Raw genomic sequence first — 16,031 nt, forward strand, 5'->3', positions numbered from 1 at the left:
TTAATCTACCAGCGTCGTCTTACGTACCTCTGCTACCCCTGGATGTCCCGGGTAGTTTGCCTCGAGAACGCGTAAAGCATCTTCTGATAAATCATTTAGTTCCAGGATCTTATAGGCTTTTGCCATTACCACCAGAGCATCGGGCATGGCCGGAGTTCGTGGATAATTCTCAATAACATATTTAGCGCGATTGGCCGCTGCCAGGTAGGAAGCTCGGCGCATGTAATAGCTTGCAACGTGCAATTCATGTTGTGCCAGACGATTTCGCAGATACACTACACGTTGAGCTGCATCATCACTGTAGCGGCTGGTGGGAAAGCGGTTGACCAGCGTAGTAAAGTCACGCAGTGCCTGTAATGCTGACCCAGGATCCCGTTGAGTCTCATCGCGGGGAATGTATTTTTCCAGAATGCCCATATCACGGTTAAAGTTAATCAGACCACGCAGATACATTGCATAATCAATGTTTTCGTTAAGTGGATACACTCGCATAAAGTGGTCTAGGGTGGCGATAGCCGTTTCAGGCTCGTCTGTTTTGTAATACGCATAAGCTGAATCCAGTAAAGCTTGCTGCGCATACTCACCAAACGGAAAGCGTGCTTCAAGTTGTTCGTAATATTCGATTGCTGTTCGGTAATCATTAATATTCAGAGCGGCTTTAGCTTCGGCATAAACGCGCTCTACTGTCCAGCTTTCTTCAGCAACCACCGGGTCTCTACCTGAAAAGAAGGAACACGCGGTAAGTGTGAGCAACAGGAACAACGGCAGAATGTATTTCATCATTGGCTTCTATCTGTATCAAAACAAAAAAATCACAGCCTGAGATTGTAGACTGTTTAGGCGGGCAAAGCATCACTAGGGTCTGTTAATCTTTCATAACCACCACTGCTGGAGGCTATTTTTTTTGTCCAACAAGGCGGTAATGATGCGATGTAGTCATTCTACATAAGTCATTTCCAACACAGTAGGGCGGAAAAATAGCACCAGCCCTTCGGGTTGAGGCTTTTTATTCGTCCAGCAAGACCAGTAGTAACAGTTTTCGCGGAACATTGTACAATAGCCGCTGTTTATTCACTCTTAACTCTATAGGTTTTTAATGATTAGTCGTTTATTTATCGGTTTGGCGAGCGGTTTGTTGATGCTGCCAGTCGGCGCTACAACGTTTGAATTGGCTGATGAAGAAGCGCGTGTCATTGGGCACAATCTTATTGTCTACAGCCGACATGAAGATACGTTACTGGATATTGGTCGTAAATTTGATATGGGTTATACCGACATGGTGGAGGCTAATCCAAATCTGGATCCGTGGTTACCCGGTGATAATCAACCGGTATTAATTCCCAACCGTTTTATTATTCCAGACGCGCCGAGAAAAGGTGTGGTCATTAATATTCCGGAAATGCGCTTATATTATTTCCTACCCAAAAAAGGTGATCAATTACAAAGAGTAGTGACGCACCCCATCGGCATTGGTCGCGAAGGTCGTGATACTCCCTTAGGTAAATTATCGATAATTCAGAAACGTGAAAATCCTTCATGGACACCGCCAGAATCAGTGCGTAAAGAGCATGCTGCAGCTGGTGATATCCTGCCGGCGGTAGTGCCGCCTGGTCCTGATAATCCGCTGGGTACACGGGCAATGCGTTTGTCCAACCCAAGCTATCTGATTCATGGAACGGCTAAACCCTATGGTGTCGGGTTACGTGTGAGTAGCGGCTGTATCCGTTTGTACCCGGAAGACGTCGAGCATTTATACAGCTTAGTATCCTTAAACACTCAGGTGAATATAATTCATCAACAATATAAAGCTGCAGTAGCAAATGGAAAGCTATTCCTTGAAGCACAAAAGCCTATACCTGAAATGTATGACGGGGTAAGCGGCAATATGACACCGATGGTGATGGCCGTGCTGAATGCACAGGATACCGTCTTATCAGAGCAGGACTGGCCGTTTGCTGAAGAGGTGGTAATGACCTCGAACGGAGTGGTCAAACAACTTAATCAGCAGGAAGAAAAGATTGTTGATAATGTCTGGTTTGTTCACGGCGGCTTAAAGCTGGAAACCGGAGCAAAAATGCGTAAGGCATTAGAAGATTTAAATATGCAGGACAAATTCTGGCCATTGCAAAAAAAGGCTGTAGATGAAGTGGTGGTTGGTCCATTTGATACGTTAGAAGCTGCGCGTGAAGCGGCAGATAAAATTTCGGCTGCTGCAGGTATTCCTGTTTGGCCTGCGCATTTATCGGAAGAAATGTTTTAAAGAAAGCTACAAACTGCACAACCAAAAAAGCCGGGATAAATCCCGGCTTTTCTGTTTTTAAGCTTAGAAAAAATAATTGTTTAAATTATTTGCTCATTGCTTTTTCGAACATACGATCAATTTTTGCACAGCAAGCATCAACTTGTGCTTGTGCATCTTCAGCCGCTTTTTGTGCATTCATTGCAGCCAATTCAGCGTCAGAAGCAGTACGTTGTGCAGTATCAGCAGTACTTTGCGCGTTGCGAGCTGCAACTAAAGCAGAATCAGCTGTAGATTGTGCAGATTCAACTGAACCTTTTAATGCTTCCATTTCAGCAGTGTTTGCACATGCAGTCAGTAATGCCAAAGGCAAGATAACGGCGCCCAGTTTAGCTAATGATTTCATTTGTATCTCCTTAAAGTGTACTAGGGTTGGTAGCATTTCCATTTCGTTTGTAAATGCAAGCCTGATAAAAGGCTAGCAGGAAATATTTATGCTGTCTATTGCCACAAATTTAAACTGCGAACCGGTGGCGATAGTTGGTATAATTATGCTCTCTTTTTTTAGACGGGAATAGTATTTACTATTTCTGTCGCATTCTTTTTTTTGCTCTGGAAAAATTTGTTCTATGCATCCGATGCTTAATATAGCCGTCCGTGCGGCTCGTCAGGCAGGTAGCCTGATTATGCGCTCTTTACAACACGTCGATCATTTGGAAATTACCGCTAAAGGTTTGAATGATTTTGTCACCGATGTTGACCGCCTTGCGGAACAGGAAATCATTAATACGATTAAAAAGTCCTATCCTGAACACGCAATCATGGCTGAAGAGTCGGGAGAAACAGGACAAAATGATGTTGTCTGGATCATCGATCCGCTGGATGGCACAACCAATTATCTGCATGGTTTTCCGCATTACTGCGTATCAATAGGTGTCATGGTCAAAGGCAGAATTGATCATGCTGTGGTATTCGATCCGATGCGCGATGAACTTTTTACTGCCAGCCGTGGCGAAGGCGCCAAACTGAATGACCGTCGTCTGCGCGTCAGTAAACGTAAAGATCTCAACGGGGCATTGATTGCTACCGGCTTTCCTTTCAAATATCCGCAACATATTGATGCTTATATGCAAATGTTTGCCGCGGTTTTTCCTAAAGTAGCGGATATTCGCCGTGCCGGTTCAGCAGCACTGGATCTGGCATATGTTGCAGCCGGACGAGTCGATGGTTATTGGGAAATCGGCTTGGAAAACTGGGATTTGGCCGCCGGTAAACTGTTGGTTGAAGAAGCGGGGGTTCGGTAACGAACTTCACCGGCGGTGACAAGGTTTTAGATAAAGGGCACGTTGTTGCGGGCAATTTATCACTCCATGCTCATCTGCAAAAAAGTATTGCCCCGTTTGTGGTGGATAATCTGAAGTGATTGTGGTCCCCAACGGGACATTTTTTAACAGCGCATGCCAGCCATGCCTTAATGAACTGATTTTATGAGTAATAATTCTAGAGATATAAACAAACTACGTAACATAGCCATCATCGCGCACGTTGACCATGGTAAAACAACCCTGGTCGATCAGTTGCTGCGTCAGTCCGGTACCTTCAGTGAACATGAAGAGTTACAGGAAAGGGTAATGGACTCCAATGATTTGGAACGTGAGCGTGGTATTACCATCCTTTCCAAAAATACAGCGATCCGCTGGAATGACTACCGCATCAATATTGTGGATACACCAGGCCATGCCGATTTTGGTGGCGAAGTTGAACGTGTTTTGTCGATGGTTGATTCAGTGTTGTTGTTGGTCGACTCTTCAGAAGGTCCGATGCCGCAAACGCGTTTCGTGACTCAAAAAGCGTTGGCATTAGGTCTTAAACCGATCGTCGTCATCAATAAGATTGATAAACCAAGTGCACGTCCAGGTTGGGTTTTGGATCAAACATTTGATCTGTTCGCCAATCTAGACGCCACCGATGAACAATTGGATTTTGATGTCATTTACGCCTCTGGATTGAACGGTTTTGCCGGTATGGAAGATACGGTTCGTGAGGGTGATATGACGCCTTTATTCCAACTGGTTGTGGATAGAGTGAGTCCTCCGGCGGTTGACCCTGAAGGTCCTTTCCGTATGCAGGTAACTTCACTTGATTACAATAGTTATGTTGGTGTTATCGGTATCGGCCGTATTGAGCGCGGTAAAGTGAAAACCAATATGCCGGTTACCGTAGTTGATCCGCAAGGCAAAAAACGCAATGGTCGCGTTATGCAGGTTATGGGATTTATGGGACTACGCCGTGAGGAAGTAGAAGAAGCACATGCCGGCGACATTATTGCGTTTACCGGTCTGGACCCACTGAATATTTCTGATACGTTATGTGACCCTAGTGCTGTTGAAGCATTACCACCGTTAAGTGTTGACGAACCTACCGTCACCATGACCTTTCAGGTCAACAATTCCCCGTTTGCCGGTAAAGAAGGCAAGTTTGTTACTACCCGACAAATCCGTGAACGTCTGGATCGCGAGTTAATCCATAATGTGGCATTAAAAGTCGAACAGTTGGTGGAAGATCCAGATAAATTCCGTGTTTCCGGTCGTGGTGAATTACATCTTTCCGTATTGATTGAAAACATGCGTCGCGAAGGTTTTGAGATGGGTGTTTCACGTCCTGAAGTGATTATTCGTGAAGTGAATGGCACCAAAGAAGAACCATACGAAGCGGTAACCATTGATGTTGAAGATACACATCAGGGTACAGTGATGGAAAAAATGGGTACTCGTGGCGGCGAGTTGAAAGATATGGCACCTGATGGCAAAGGTCGTGTCCGTCTCGACTTTATTATTCCATCACGTGGTTTGATTGGTTTTCGTACTGAATTTTTGACTGCTACCCAGGGTACAGGGTTAATTTACAGCGTATTTGATCATTATGCTCCAGTGAAACCGGGCACCTTTGGCAAACGCCAGAATGGCGTGTTAATTGCCAATGGTGTTGGTAAAGCCGTTGCTTTTGCTATCTTTAACCTCCAGGAGCGTGGCCGTATGTTTGTTGGCCATGGTGATGAAGTTTATGAAGGTATGGTTATCGGTATTCATTCACGTGATAACGATTTGGTGGTTAATGCCCTGAAAGGTAAACAGCTAACCAATGTTCGTGCTTCTGGTACGGATGAAGCAATTGCTCTGGTTCCGCCAATTCGTATGAGTTTGGAACAGGCGCTGGAATTTATCGGTGAAGATGAATTGCTGGAAGTCACGCCTAAATCTATCAGAGTACGGAAAAAACTTCTGCTGGAGCATGAGCGTAAACGCGCTTCACGCGGCTAGTTCTATCGTTAACTGATCAAGAAAGGGTATCCTATATCGGATGCCCTTTTTTTTGAGGTAAAACATGCGAATTTTAATCCTGCTGGCGATAGGCCTGTTGTTATATCTAATCTTTCGGAATTTATACCGGCGGATAAAAAGTGAAAAACAAATCGAACAAGCTGAGAAAATGGTGCGCTGTGAACAATGTGGTTTGCATTTACTGGAACAGGAAGCCATTCAGAAAAATCAGCATTTTTTTTGTACTACAGAGCATCTTGAGGCTTATCAGCAACAAAAATAATGGCTGGAGAATACTTTACCACCAGTAAATCAGAGCAGGATCAGGCTTCCTGGCGAGCTCTGACATTATTTTCCGGCTACCGCCTATTTCTCGCAGCGATTCTGTTTGTTGTTTTTTATCTGGAGTTAGCCCTAGAGTTCATCGGTAATAAATATCCCTTATTACATCACTTTGTCAGCCTCAGTTATCTGATGGTCGCTGTATTGCTGATGATATTTTCCAGTCGACACTGGGGGGTATTTGTCACGCAATGCAGCATTCAGCTGATTATAGATATCATCGCGCTGGCATTAATTATTCATGCTGCTGGCGGCTTACAAAGTGGATTGGGTGCATTGCTGGTTGTAGTAGTGGTTGCCGGTGGTGCTTTAATCCCAGGCCGATTGGCTGTATTTATTGCTGCCATAGCCACATTATCGGTTTTGCTTGAAGCCGTTTATGCGGAGTTCATTGGAATGGGGCAAAGCCATTTTGCCCAAGCCGGAATGTTGGGGGCGATATTTTTTATTACCGCCGTTTTAGCGCAGTTACTTTCCCGAACCATGCAACGCTCACAATTGCTGGCAGAACAGCAGGCTCAGGATCTGAATAAACTGGCGAGCCTGAATCAGCACATTATCAGTCGCATGCAGGTCGCTGTATTAGTGTTGGATGAGCAAGGCAGGGTTTCACTTTGTAATCAGTCAGCCTCGCAGTTTATGGGAATCGAAAACGTCCCTTCACAATTTTTACTCAAACAGTATATTCCTGAGTTGGCTGAACAAATCTGGCGCTGGAAACAACATCTACCCGATCCATTTGAACCTTTTCATGCCCGAGCTGATTTACCTGAACTACTGGCCCGTGCAACCCAGTTGGATTCAGGTGAAGTTCTAGTATTTATTGAAAATACCACGGCAATGGCACAACAGGCGCAACAATTAAAATTAGCCTCCTTAGGTCGTTTAACAGCCAGTATTGCCCACGAAATACGCAATCCCTTAAGTGCTATCAGTCATGCCAGTGAGTTGTTGGCTGAATCCTTGCGCGATGATGATTCTGTCAGCAAGCTGACCGGGATTATTCAACGACATAGTGTTCGGATGAACAATATCATTGAAACCATTCTGGAAATGAGCCGACGCAAAAATGTCGAGCCAACGGTGGTGGTATTAAGCCCCTGGCTGGAAAAGCTGGTGGATGAATATTGTGAAATTAAACACATCCCGCCTCAGCAAATAGTACTGACCTCATCAGCACCGTTGGCCCGCATCTGTACCGATGAAGAACAATTGCACCAGGTAATATGGAATTTGATTGATAATGCATGGCACTATGCGGATAAAGAACAGGAAATGCCCATTGAAATCCGTATTACTCTGCAATCCGAAAATATTCATATCGATGTGATTGATAACGGTGCAGGCGTAAGTCCTCAAGCCATGGAACATCTGTTTGAACCATTTCATTCGGAACGCACAGGTGGCACCGGGTTAGGGTTGTATCTGGCTCGTGAGCTATGTCAGGCCAATGGTGCAAGGTTAAGCTACCTGCCGGAGTTTGGCAGCTGTTTCAGAATTAGTTTTCCACTGCAAAGACAAGAGTTTATCCAATGAACCCACAAGCATTGATTGTCGATGATGAGCCGGACATTCTCGATTTACTGTCCATGACACTATCAGGCATGTCGATAGACTGTGTTACTGCAGAGAGCATTGCTGAAGCGGAAAGACTTCTGGCTCAGCAATCGTTTGATTTATGTTTTACCGATATGCGATTACCTGATGGTGATGGCTTAGAGCTAGTAAAAAAAATACAGGTCAGTTATCCGGAATTACCTATCGCGGTGATTACTGCCTATGGCAATATGGATTTAGCGGTCTCTGCATTAAAATCCGGCGCCTTTGATTTTGTCTCTAAGCCATTGAAACTGCAGGTTTTACGTGAGCTTGTGGATGCAGCTTTGAAATTGTCACCCAATCGGCCACATAAAAATGACCGGCGTTCACGTGATCGTTTATTGGGTGAAACCGAATTGATGCGTGAATTACGGGGCAAGGTCGCTAAACTGGCCCGTAGTCAGGCCCCGGTTTATATCAGTGGTGAATCAGGGACAGGCAAGGAGTTGGTTGCCCGATTGATTCATGATCTCGGCGCACGGTCGGATAAAGCGTTTGTGCCGGTAAACTGTGGGGCGATACCCAATGAATTGGTAGAGAGCGAGTTTTTCGGTCACAAAAAAGGCGCCTTTACCGGCGCAGTTGCCGATAAACAGGGATTATTCCAGCATGCTCATGGTGGCACGTTATTTCTGGATGAAGTTGCCGATTTACCCTTGATGATGCAGGTAAAACTGTTACGGGCAATACAGGAAAAAGCTATTCGCCAGGTGGGGGGAATGAAGAGATAAATGTGGATGTCCGAATCTTATCGGCAACACATAAAAACCTGGCAGAGTGTGTCGATAATGGCACCTTCCGGCAGGATTTATTTTACCGGTTGAATGTAATTGAATTGCAGGTGCCGCCATTACGTGAGCGCAAAGCCGATATCCCCATTCTGGCAGAGCATATTCTGCTGAAACTGGCAGGTAAAACCCATTCGGACGTCATAACATTAACTGCTGAAGCCCTTGCTTCATTAGAACAATATCCTTTTCCGGGCAATGTACGTGAACTGGAAAACACGCTTGAGCGTGCGTTGACATGGGCTGAGGGAACGCAAATAACAGCAGAAGACCTGATGTTGCCAGTGACCAATCAGATAAATCATGCTGTTCCCCTGGTGTCAGAGCTATCAATGCCTGTGTTGAATCAGGATTTGGAAACCCATCTGGAAGAGCAGGAACGGGCCATCATTGAAAAAGCACTGAATGAGGCCCGCTGGAATAAAACAGCTGCTGCCAAACGGCTTGGAATTACATTCCGGGCTTTACGTTACAAACTTAAAAAGCTGGACTTGGACTAAAAGATCAACAAGCCCTAAACGTAAGCATGCACCGATTCAATCGCAGTGCCATCACTCAAATACAAATCCTGATTGGCTCCATCAAGCTTTAAACTGAGCTGCAGAAACAGCTGCTTTTCATCACCGTGAATAGCATTAACAACATGGCCAATCACGGCCTTTTCCTTATCCACAATGGTCTCACCAATTTCAGGCAGGATATCTGTTTTGGCTATGGCCTGAAACAAACGACGTTTGGGTTCACCAAGATAATGCAAACGCGCGACAACTTCCTGTCCGGGGTAACAGCCTTTACGGAAACTCACACCACCTATTAAATCCAGATTGAGTTGTTGTGCGGTAAACAGCTCACGACTTGACGGAAAAATGACCGGAATCCCACTTTCAATCTCTGTGATAAACCAACTGGCTTCTGCAGCAAGCTGCCAGCCTTTGCTCATCAGATCTTCCAAATCAGAAGTCATCTGGTCAGTGGAGGCGATCAGCAAAGCACGGGATTGTGAAGGTAGAGGGATTGCCGAAGTCGATGGATCGTTACCTTGCAGCCCACATACCTGTAGAGTTTCGCTGCAGTCTGTAATCTCAACTTTGCTTCTCAATTTGAACATTTGCAGCCGCTGTGCCAGGAAAGCACACTGGCTCTGAGGTAATACCAGCTGATACCCACTCTCTGTTTTAACCAGCAGAAAAAGCGCCAGCAAACGACCTTTTGGGTTACACATAGCCGTAATCTGCGAAGCTTGTTGTTCCAGTTGCTTGACATCATTGGTCAGGAGATTTTGCAAAAAGTTGGCAGCTTCTTCACCCGTTACTGTTATTACGCCATAACTCGGTAATGGAATCAGGTAATGGTTTTCATCATTTCTGGTTGCCAATGGAGCTGATGCCTGTTGTTGCAAAATGGATTGATAGTCAGCGGTCATGAATTTACTCTTTAGCTTAAAGGATTAGTACCGTGCAATTGTAACAGGCCCTCAGTTTGGGAGAACAAGGATGAAGGAGCAGAAAAAGGATTTTATCTCCCATTAGGGAGATCACGACTTTTACTGATTTACAGCCTGCTTGCACATATGCTGGCAGTGATAAGTATAGTTTTATTAACTGTTATACCAGTCGTTAAAATAGTATTTATTACAGGGGTTTTTATATGTCAGTTTTTGCATATCCGTCGGTTGGGTTATCTCCGGGAATACAGGAAACGGCCTGTCACACTGATAAACACTATGAATGAATATTGGCAGATAGGGTATGCCGACAGTTCAAAAAAAGCGGATTTATTACTCGAATCTGCGTGGGTCAACCGGTTCGCCGTCATTATCCATTTCAAATCATTGAACAAAAAACATCTTTCACTTCTTATCCCGAACGATTCGGTTGATCAGGAACATTTTCGACAATTACGCGTGCGGCTCAGATTGGCTTTTTTCCAGCAATAATACTGTTACTGGCGGTTTTATCCGATGTCTCCGGATAATCAAGCGTGTAATGCAAACCACGACTTTCTTTACGCTGTATTGCTGATTCGATGATCAATTCCGCTACATCAGCCAGATTACGCAATTCCAGCAAATCATTACTGATATGGTGCTGACTGTAAAACTCATCAATTTCCTGTTGCAACAGGTACAAACGCTGGCGGGCGCGATTAAGTCGCTGAGTACTGCGAACAATGCCTACGTAATCCCACATAAAGCGACGTAATTCATCCCAGTTATGACTTATCGCAACAGCTTCCTTGGCTGGGTGCACACGGCTTTCGTCCCAATGCGGAATATTATCAGGCAAAGTAATTTTGGGTCGATTCAATATATCGCGTGCTGCCGCATCGGCAAATACCAGGCATTCCAGTAATGAATTACTGGCCATTCGATTGGCACCATGCAAACCCGTATGAGCGGTTTCGCCAATCGCATACAGGCCGTCAATGTCCGTTCTTCCTCGCATATCCGTCATAACACCGCCACACGTATAATGAGCTGCAGGGACTACCGGAATGGGTTCCTTCGCCATATCCACACCGAATTGCAGGCAGCGTTTATAGATAGTAGGAAAATGCGTGGTAATAAATTCTTTGGACTGATGACTGATATCGAGATAAACGCAATCCTGGCCGAGACGTTTCATTTCATGATCAATTGCGCGCGCCACAATATCCCTTGGGGCCAGTTCAGCCTGAGGATGAAATGCCGGCATAAACCGTGTGCCATCTGCTAACTTCAATGTGGCACCTTCACCGCGCAACGCTTCAGAAATTAGAAAAGATTTGGCTTTGGGATGAAATAAGCAGGTTGGGTGAAACTGAATAAATTCCATATTGGCAATTCGACAGCCGGCGCGCCAGCCCATGGCAATTCCGTCCCCGGTCGATACGTCTGGATTACTGGTGTATAAATACACTTTTCCGGCACCGCCAGTGGCGAGCACAGTGACTGGAGCCAAAAAGGTTTTGGGTTGATCCTTTTTGATATCCAGCACGTAACAACCCAGACAACTATTCTCTTCAGTGGCCAGGTGTTTGTGCGTCGTAATCAGATCGATACCGATATGATAAGGAAACAACGAAATATTCGGATGCGCTTTGGCTTTATCCAGCAGTGTTGTTTCCACCGCCCGACCGGTTGCATCAGCCGAATGAATAACCCTCCGATGACTGTGACCACCCTCCTGTGTCAGATGATATGTCTCGGTGGTCATATCATCACGGGTAAAAGAAACACCCTGTTCAATCAGCCACTCGACACTTTCTCGCGCATGTTCAACTGTAAAACGAACGACATCCTCGTCGCATAATCCGCCGCCGGCGCGCAAAGTATCATCAATATGGGATTGCAAAGAATCGGCTTTATCGAGTACAACTGATATGCCGCCTTGAGCATAAAGTGAAGCACCTTCCTCAAGCTGGCTTTTGGATAGAACGGCAACACGGGCCTTGTCTGCCATCTTTAAAGCCAGGGTCAGACCTGCTGTTCCGCTGCCGATAATCAGCAGATCAAAATGATGAGTTGTCGTCATGGGTCCTGTTAAAGGTAGAATGCCAACAATTATTGTGCACTGATTGTGGAACAAAAATAAATGACATTGGTCAATCTAGCATTAAACAGAAATTGTCTCCGGCTTGTCGGAGTAGGCCGGATATATAAATGAACGTGGATCAGGAATTAGTTCAGCGGGTACAGGCGGGCGACAAAAAGGCGTTTGATCTGTTGATAATGAAGTACCAACAGCGAATCATACATGTGATAACCGGATTTGTGCATGACCCAGTTGAAGCAATGGATGTAGCGCAAGAAGCTTTTATTAAAGCTTATCGTGCGTTGCCGAACTTTCGCGGGGACAGTGCGTTCTATACGTGGCTTTATCGTATCGCTATCAATACCTCTAAAAATCATCTTACTGCCAGTTCGCGGCGACCACCAATGAGTGATGTCGATGCTATGGATGCAACAAATTATTACGATGCGCCCGAACTTAAGGAATTTGAGACCCCTGAAAACAGTCTCATGTGTGTAGAGTTGGAAGAGGCTATCCAGCAAGCAATTGAAGATTTGCCGGAAGATACCGCTACAGCTATCAAGTTGCGAGAATTTGAAGGTATGAGTTACGAAGAAATCGCGGAAGCGATGGACTGTCCGATCGGCACCGTCCGGTCAAGAATATTCAGGGCTAGGGAAGCTATCGATAAACAAGTTAAGTCAGTGATGGGTGAAGAGGAATAACAATGGCAATTAATCATCTCGAATTAGTGTCTGCTTTGGTTGATGGCCAGCTGACCGGTAGTGAACTCGAACAGGCGTTGGAATTAGTTAACAATGACAGCAGCGTCCGTGAAGCATTTATGCGATTTCAGCAGGCAAGCGATATCCTGCATGGATATACGCGAAGCATTACACAAGCACCGTTAGAGCTAACAACGCGCATTTCTGCTGCGCTGGAAGCTGAACCGGTTTATTCAATTCCTACTCAAAATAAACCTACCGCAAAATTATTGCGTTTTCCAAAAAACTTCTGGAAACAGGCAACAGGTCTGGCAATGGCTGCATCCGTTGGAGCACTTGCTGTGGTCGGCGTTGTACAGCAGCAAACAGGATTCAACGGCGTGCCCGTAGCCAGTGTCGTGGCGAATGAATCACCAGCGACTATGGTTAGTCAATCTAATCGCTGGACTGTCGCCGAACCGGAAATTGAAGACAGACTTAATAATTATCTGGTGGATCATAATGAATATGTTGGCACATCAGGGATGTTTTCTTACGGTCGCGTCGTTTCTTATGGCACGGAGCAATAGGAATGTTCCAGCGATTTCGTTTTTGCGTTGCGTTGCTGGTGTTGTTTGTTCCGGCAGTTCAGGCAGGATCCGCTTCGATTGAATTACTCGAGCGAATGAGCCAGGCAGCAAAGCAACTCAATTATGAAGGCGTTTTTGCCTATCAAAGCGGTAAAACTTTCCAGTCAGTGCGTATTTATCATCGTAATGATGATGGCAATGAATCTGAAAGACTGGTTTCACTGAATGGTTCAGCTCGTGAAGTCCTCCGTTCCAATGATACGGTTACCTGTATCAACCCGGATGGGAAGCAAGTTAACGTCAGTCAAAGACCTTTAGGCCGTGGATTTCCCAGTGATCTCCCTCGGCGATTGCGTTCAGCGACTCCCTTTTATGAATTAAAACTCGGTGGAGAAGACCGCATTGCGGGTAAATTAACGCAGCGACTTGATATCAAACCGGTTGATAATTATCGATATGGCTATCGACTGTGGATGGATAAAGAAACTGATTTATTACTCAAATCAGAATTAATCGGTGAAAACAATGAGGTGCTGGAAACCTTTGAATTTACGGATATTGAAACTGGAATTGAGATAGCAGATGCTGAGCTGGCGCCGCAGATGTCGGGCAACGAAATGATCTGGCATCGTACCGAGCCCGGTGAAATGACTACCCAGGATTTAGTCGCATTCTCCCATTGGCAGTCAAAATGGTTACCGGATGGTTTTACCCTTGTTGCCCATCAAAATCGTCTGCGAGCCAACAATGGTGCACATGTTGAGCAGCGGGTCTACAGTGATGGATTGAGTTCAGTATCGGTATTTATTGAAAAAATGCTTGCCCAACATAACCATTTTCATGGAGGGTCTCACATGGGAGCCGTAAATGCATTTGGTAGCGTGATACATTCGCATTTTGTGACAGTTGTAGGTGAAGTACCTGCTGTAACAGTCGAAAAAATTGGTGCAGCAATTGAATATGCTGGTCCATAACCAAGATGATTGAACAAAAAGCTACAGTTCTACGTACAGATGAATCAACTATCTGGTTGCAGGCCGAACGACAATCTACCTGTGATAAATGCCAGGTAAAAAAAGGATGTGGTACCGGTTTGCTAAGTGAACATGTAGGTAGGCGTTTTTCAACCATTGCCGTACCCAAGACGCAAGCCGTAGAGCCTGGTCAGCAAATGAATGTTTCTATTCCGGAAGAAGCGCTTTTGCACGGTGCTTTCATGATGTATCTGCTACCGATTTTATTTATGTTCGCGGGCGCAGTCATCAGTCGATTTATCTTTGCAAATGAATTGCTGGAAATTATTGGTGGATTGGCTGGTCTGATATTTGGCTTTTATTGGGTCAAAACTCGACTCAAAAATCAAAAAGTGGCCATTGAAACTCAAATCATAGAGGAAAAATAATGACGCAATACAAAACAACAGGCGCAATGGTAATGGCATTGCTGATGTGGTTAATGTTGAGTTCAGCCGTTCAGGCACGGGGGGGTTACCCGAATTTACTGAATTGGTGGCTGAAAATGGCGATGCGGTCGTTAATATAAGTACCACAAGTAAGCCAAAAGAAATGGCCTCATCACAACAACTTCCACCAGGCATGGAAATGCCTGAAGGAACACCATTTGATGATTTTTTTAAACGTTTCTTTGGTGACCCTTCACAACCACGTGCCCCCCAACCAAACTCACTGGGGTCTGGTTTTGTTCTTTCTGAGGATGGATTTATTCTGACAAATCATCATGTCATTAAAGACGCTGATGAGATAATTGTCCGTTTCAGTGACCGTACTGAGCTGGTGGCAGAATTGTTAGGAAGCGACGAACGCAGTGATGTTGCTTTATTGAAAGTTGATGCCGAAGGCATGGATCTGAAAGCCGTTAAGCTCGGCGATTCCAACGATTTACAAGTTGGCGAGTGGGTGTTGGCAATTGGTTCACCTTTTGGATTTGATTATTCGGCTACAGCAGGTATTGTCAGTGCGCTGGGGCGTAGCCTGCCAAGTGATAGCTATGTGCCATTTATTCAAACGGACGTGGCAATCAATCCGGGTAACTCTGGAGGGCCATTATTCAACCTGGATGGTGAGGTTGTTGGTATAAATTCACAAATTTACAGCCGCACCGGTGGTTTTATGGGGGTTTCATTCGCTATTCCGGTTGATACTGTGATGAATGTGGTCGAGCAGATTAAAGAGCAAGGTTATGTGAGTCGTGGCTGGTTAGGTGTTGTTATTCAGGATGTTACACGTGAATTGGCAGAATCCTTTGGGTTAAGCAAACCACGTGGTGCGTTAGTTTCCCGTGTTGTTGCGGGAAGTCCTGCTGAGAAAGCTGGATTTGAAGCGGGTGACGTGATTCTGAAATTTGATGATCGCATTGTGGATAGTTCATCGGATTTACCGCCAATTGTTGGTCGTACTGAAATCGGTAAAAACTCCACAGCCGAGATCATGCGTAATAACAAGAAAATGACGCTCTCGGTGGTCGTGGAAGAACTTCCTGAAGATGAGCAAGTTGCTAGTGGTGCAGCGCCTCGTACAGGTGAATTTTACAATAGTCGTCTAGCAATTGAAGTCACCGACCTGACAGCAGAGCAACGTGCTGAGTTAGGGCCCAATCAGTCTGGTGTTGAAGTCAGAAAAATTGAATCAGGTCCAGCGGCACTAGCCGGTATTGTTCCTGGAGACATATTGCTAAGCATAAACAATCAAAAGATTGTCGATGCAAAACAATTTATGGAGTTGGCTGAACAGTTGCCTACTAATAAAGCGATACCTGTACTCGTTCAGCGTTCTGGTGCTTCACAGTTCCTGGCGCTAAAAATTCCAGAATAGATTTTAATTAAGTAATTCTGGTTGATACCTCAAAAGCAGCTGATGGATTTCCATCAGCTGCTTTTTTTGTTCGATAGGTGGACTTAAAAAACAAAATTTCTTATTGAATCATTTTGCTTTATCATTA

15 protein-coding genes and 2 pseudogenes are annotated in these 16,031 nt (G+C 45.1%); 13 read left to right on the plus strand and 4 right to left on the minus strand.

What is annotated here, in order from left to right; translation table 11 throughout:
- Positions 1-783 (minus strand): outer membrane protein assembly factor BamD, encoded by a 783-nt coding sequence (locus AC08OG_RS05210; RefSeq protein ID WP_482930221.1) that lies wholly within the window; start codon positions 781-783, stop codon positions 1-3.
- 313 nt (positions 784-1,096) lie between these two features.
- On the opposite strand from AC08OG_RS05210, the gene AC08OG_RS05215 reads away from it, so the two are divergent.
- Entirely contained in the window at positions 1,097-2,260 is a 1,164-nt protein-coding gene (locus AC08OG_RS05215; protein WP_482930222.1) for a L,D-transpeptidase family protein, read from the plus strand.
- Between the two features lie 85 nt (positions 2,261-2,345).
- Here AC08OG_RS05215 and AC08OG_RS05220 read toward each other — a convergent pair whose 3' ends face one another.
- The gene (locus AC08OG_RS05220) at positions 2,346-2,645 is read right to left on the minus strand and encodes an Lpp/OprI family alanine-zipper lipoprotein (protein WP_292480975.1); all 300 of its coding nucleotides are present in this window, start codon (positions 2,643-2,645) and stop codon (positions 2,346-2,348) included.
- A gap of 223 nt (positions 2,646-2,868) precedes the next feature.
- Here AC08OG_RS05220 and suhB point away from each other — a divergent pair.
- The 5 genes and pseudogenes from suhB (at position 2,869) to AC08OG_RS05245 (ending at position 8,788) form a co-directional block, all read left to right on the plus strand.
- Positions 2,869-3,662: pseudogene (suhB, locus tag AC08OG_RS05225) on the plus strand (inositol-1-monophosphatase).
- Positions 3,663-3,726: 64 nt separating this feature from the next.
- The gene (gene typA / locus AC08OG_RS05230; protein WP_292355477.1) at positions 3,727-5,559 is read left to right on the plus strand and encodes a translational GTPase TypA; all 1,833 of its coding nucleotides are present in this window, start codon (positions 3,727-3,729) and stop codon (positions 5,557-5,559) included.
- 64 nt (positions 5,560-5,623) lie between these two features.
- Entirely contained in the window at positions 5,624-5,842 is a 219-nt protein-coding gene (locus AC08OG_RS05235; RefSeq protein WP_292355479.1) for a PP0621 family protein, read from the plus strand.
- Complete coding sequence (locus AC08OG_RS05240) at positions 5,842-7,437, plus strand: sensor histidine kinase (RefSeq protein ID WP_482930223.1); 1,596 nt, start codon at positions 5,842-5,844, stop codon at positions 7,435-7,437. Before AC08OG_RS05235 ends, AC08OG_RS05240 begins: the two co-directional genes overlap by 1 nt.
- Positions 7,434-8,788, plus strand: a pseudogene (locus AC08OG_RS05245) (sigma-54-dependent transcriptional regulator). Before AC08OG_RS05240 ends, AC08OG_RS05245 begins: the two are co-directional and overlap by 4 nt.
- Positions 8,789-8,802: 14 nt before the next feature.
- On the opposite strand, the gene ygfZ reads toward AC08OG_RS05245, so the two are convergent.
- The gene (gene ygfZ / locus AC08OG_RS05250; RefSeq protein WP_482930224.1) at positions 8,803-9,711 is read right to left on the minus strand and encodes a CAF17-like 4Fe-4S cluster assembly/insertion protein YgfZ; all 909 of its coding nucleotides are present in this window, start codon (positions 9,709-9,711) and stop codon (positions 8,803-8,805) included.
- Positions 9,712-9,858: 147 nt separating this feature from the next.
- Between ygfZ and AC08OG_RS05255 the strand changes: the two genes are divergently transcribed.
- Positions 9,859-10,224 carry a protein YgfX gene (locus tag AC08OG_RS05255; protein WP_482930225.1) on the plus strand — a complete coding sequence of 122 codons (366 nt, stop codon included), beginning with the start codon at positions 9,859-9,861 and terminating at the stop codon, positions 10,222-10,224.
- Here the strand turns inward: AC08OG_RS05255 and nadB are convergent.
- Entirely contained in the window at positions 10,199-11,800 is a 1,602-nt protein-coding gene (gene nadB, locus AC08OG_RS05260) for an L-aspartate oxidase (RefSeq protein ID WP_292355487.1), read from the minus strand. The two genes, AC08OG_RS05255 and nadB, sit on opposite strands and share 26 nt — an antisense overlap.
- A gap of 128 nt (positions 11,801-11,928) precedes the next feature.
- Between nadB and rpoE the strand changes: the two genes are divergently transcribed.
- Genes rpoE through AC08OG_RS05290 form a run of 6 tightly spaced genes read left to right on the plus strand, consistent with a single transcriptional unit; the run spans position 11,929 to position 15,904 of the window.
- The gene (rpoE, locus tag AC08OG_RS05265; protein ID WP_292355489.1) at positions 11,929-12,504 is read left to right on the plus strand and encodes an RNA polymerase sigma factor RpoE; all 576 of its coding nucleotides are present in this window, start codon (positions 11,929-11,931) and stop codon (positions 12,502-12,504) included.
- A gap of 2 nt (positions 12,505-12,506) precedes the next feature.
- Positions 12,507-13,073: a sigma-E factor negative regulatory protein gene (locus AC08OG_RS05270; RefSeq protein ID WP_292402159.1), complete on the plus strand. Its 567-nt coding sequence runs from the start codon at positions 12,507-12,509 to the stop codon at positions 13,071-13,073.
- A gap of 2 nt (positions 13,074-13,075) precedes the next feature.
- On the plus strand, positions 13,076-14,047 hold the full coding sequence (locus AC08OG_RS05275) for a MucB/RseB C-terminal domain-containing protein (protein ID WP_292402161.1): 972 nt from the start codon (positions 13,076-13,078) through the stop codon (positions 14,045-14,047).
- A gap of 5 nt (positions 14,048-14,052) precedes the next feature.
- On the plus strand, positions 14,053-14,475 hold the full coding sequence (locus AC08OG_RS05280; RefSeq protein WP_292355496.1) for a SoxR reducing system RseC family protein: 423 nt from the start codon (positions 14,053-14,055) through the stop codon (positions 14,473-14,475).
- Positions 14,475-14,615, plus strand: coding sequence for a hypothetical protein (locus tag AC08OG_RS05285; RefSeq protein WP_482930572.1), 141 nt, complete (start codon positions 14,475-14,477; stop codon positions 14,613-14,615). The genes AC08OG_RS05280 and AC08OG_RS05285 overlap by 1 nt, the downstream gene beginning before the upstream one ends.
- Positions 14,582-15,904 (plus strand): DegQ family serine endoprotease, encoded by a 1,323-nt coding sequence (locus AC08OG_RS05290; protein WP_482930523.1) that lies wholly within the window; start codon positions 14,582-14,584, stop codon positions 15,902-15,904. Before AC08OG_RS05285 ends, AC08OG_RS05290 begins: the two co-directional genes overlap by 34 nt.
- Positions 15,905-16,031 lie beyond the last annotated feature (127 nt).

It is taken from the genome of Methylophaga sp. F7, assembly GCF_056863975.1.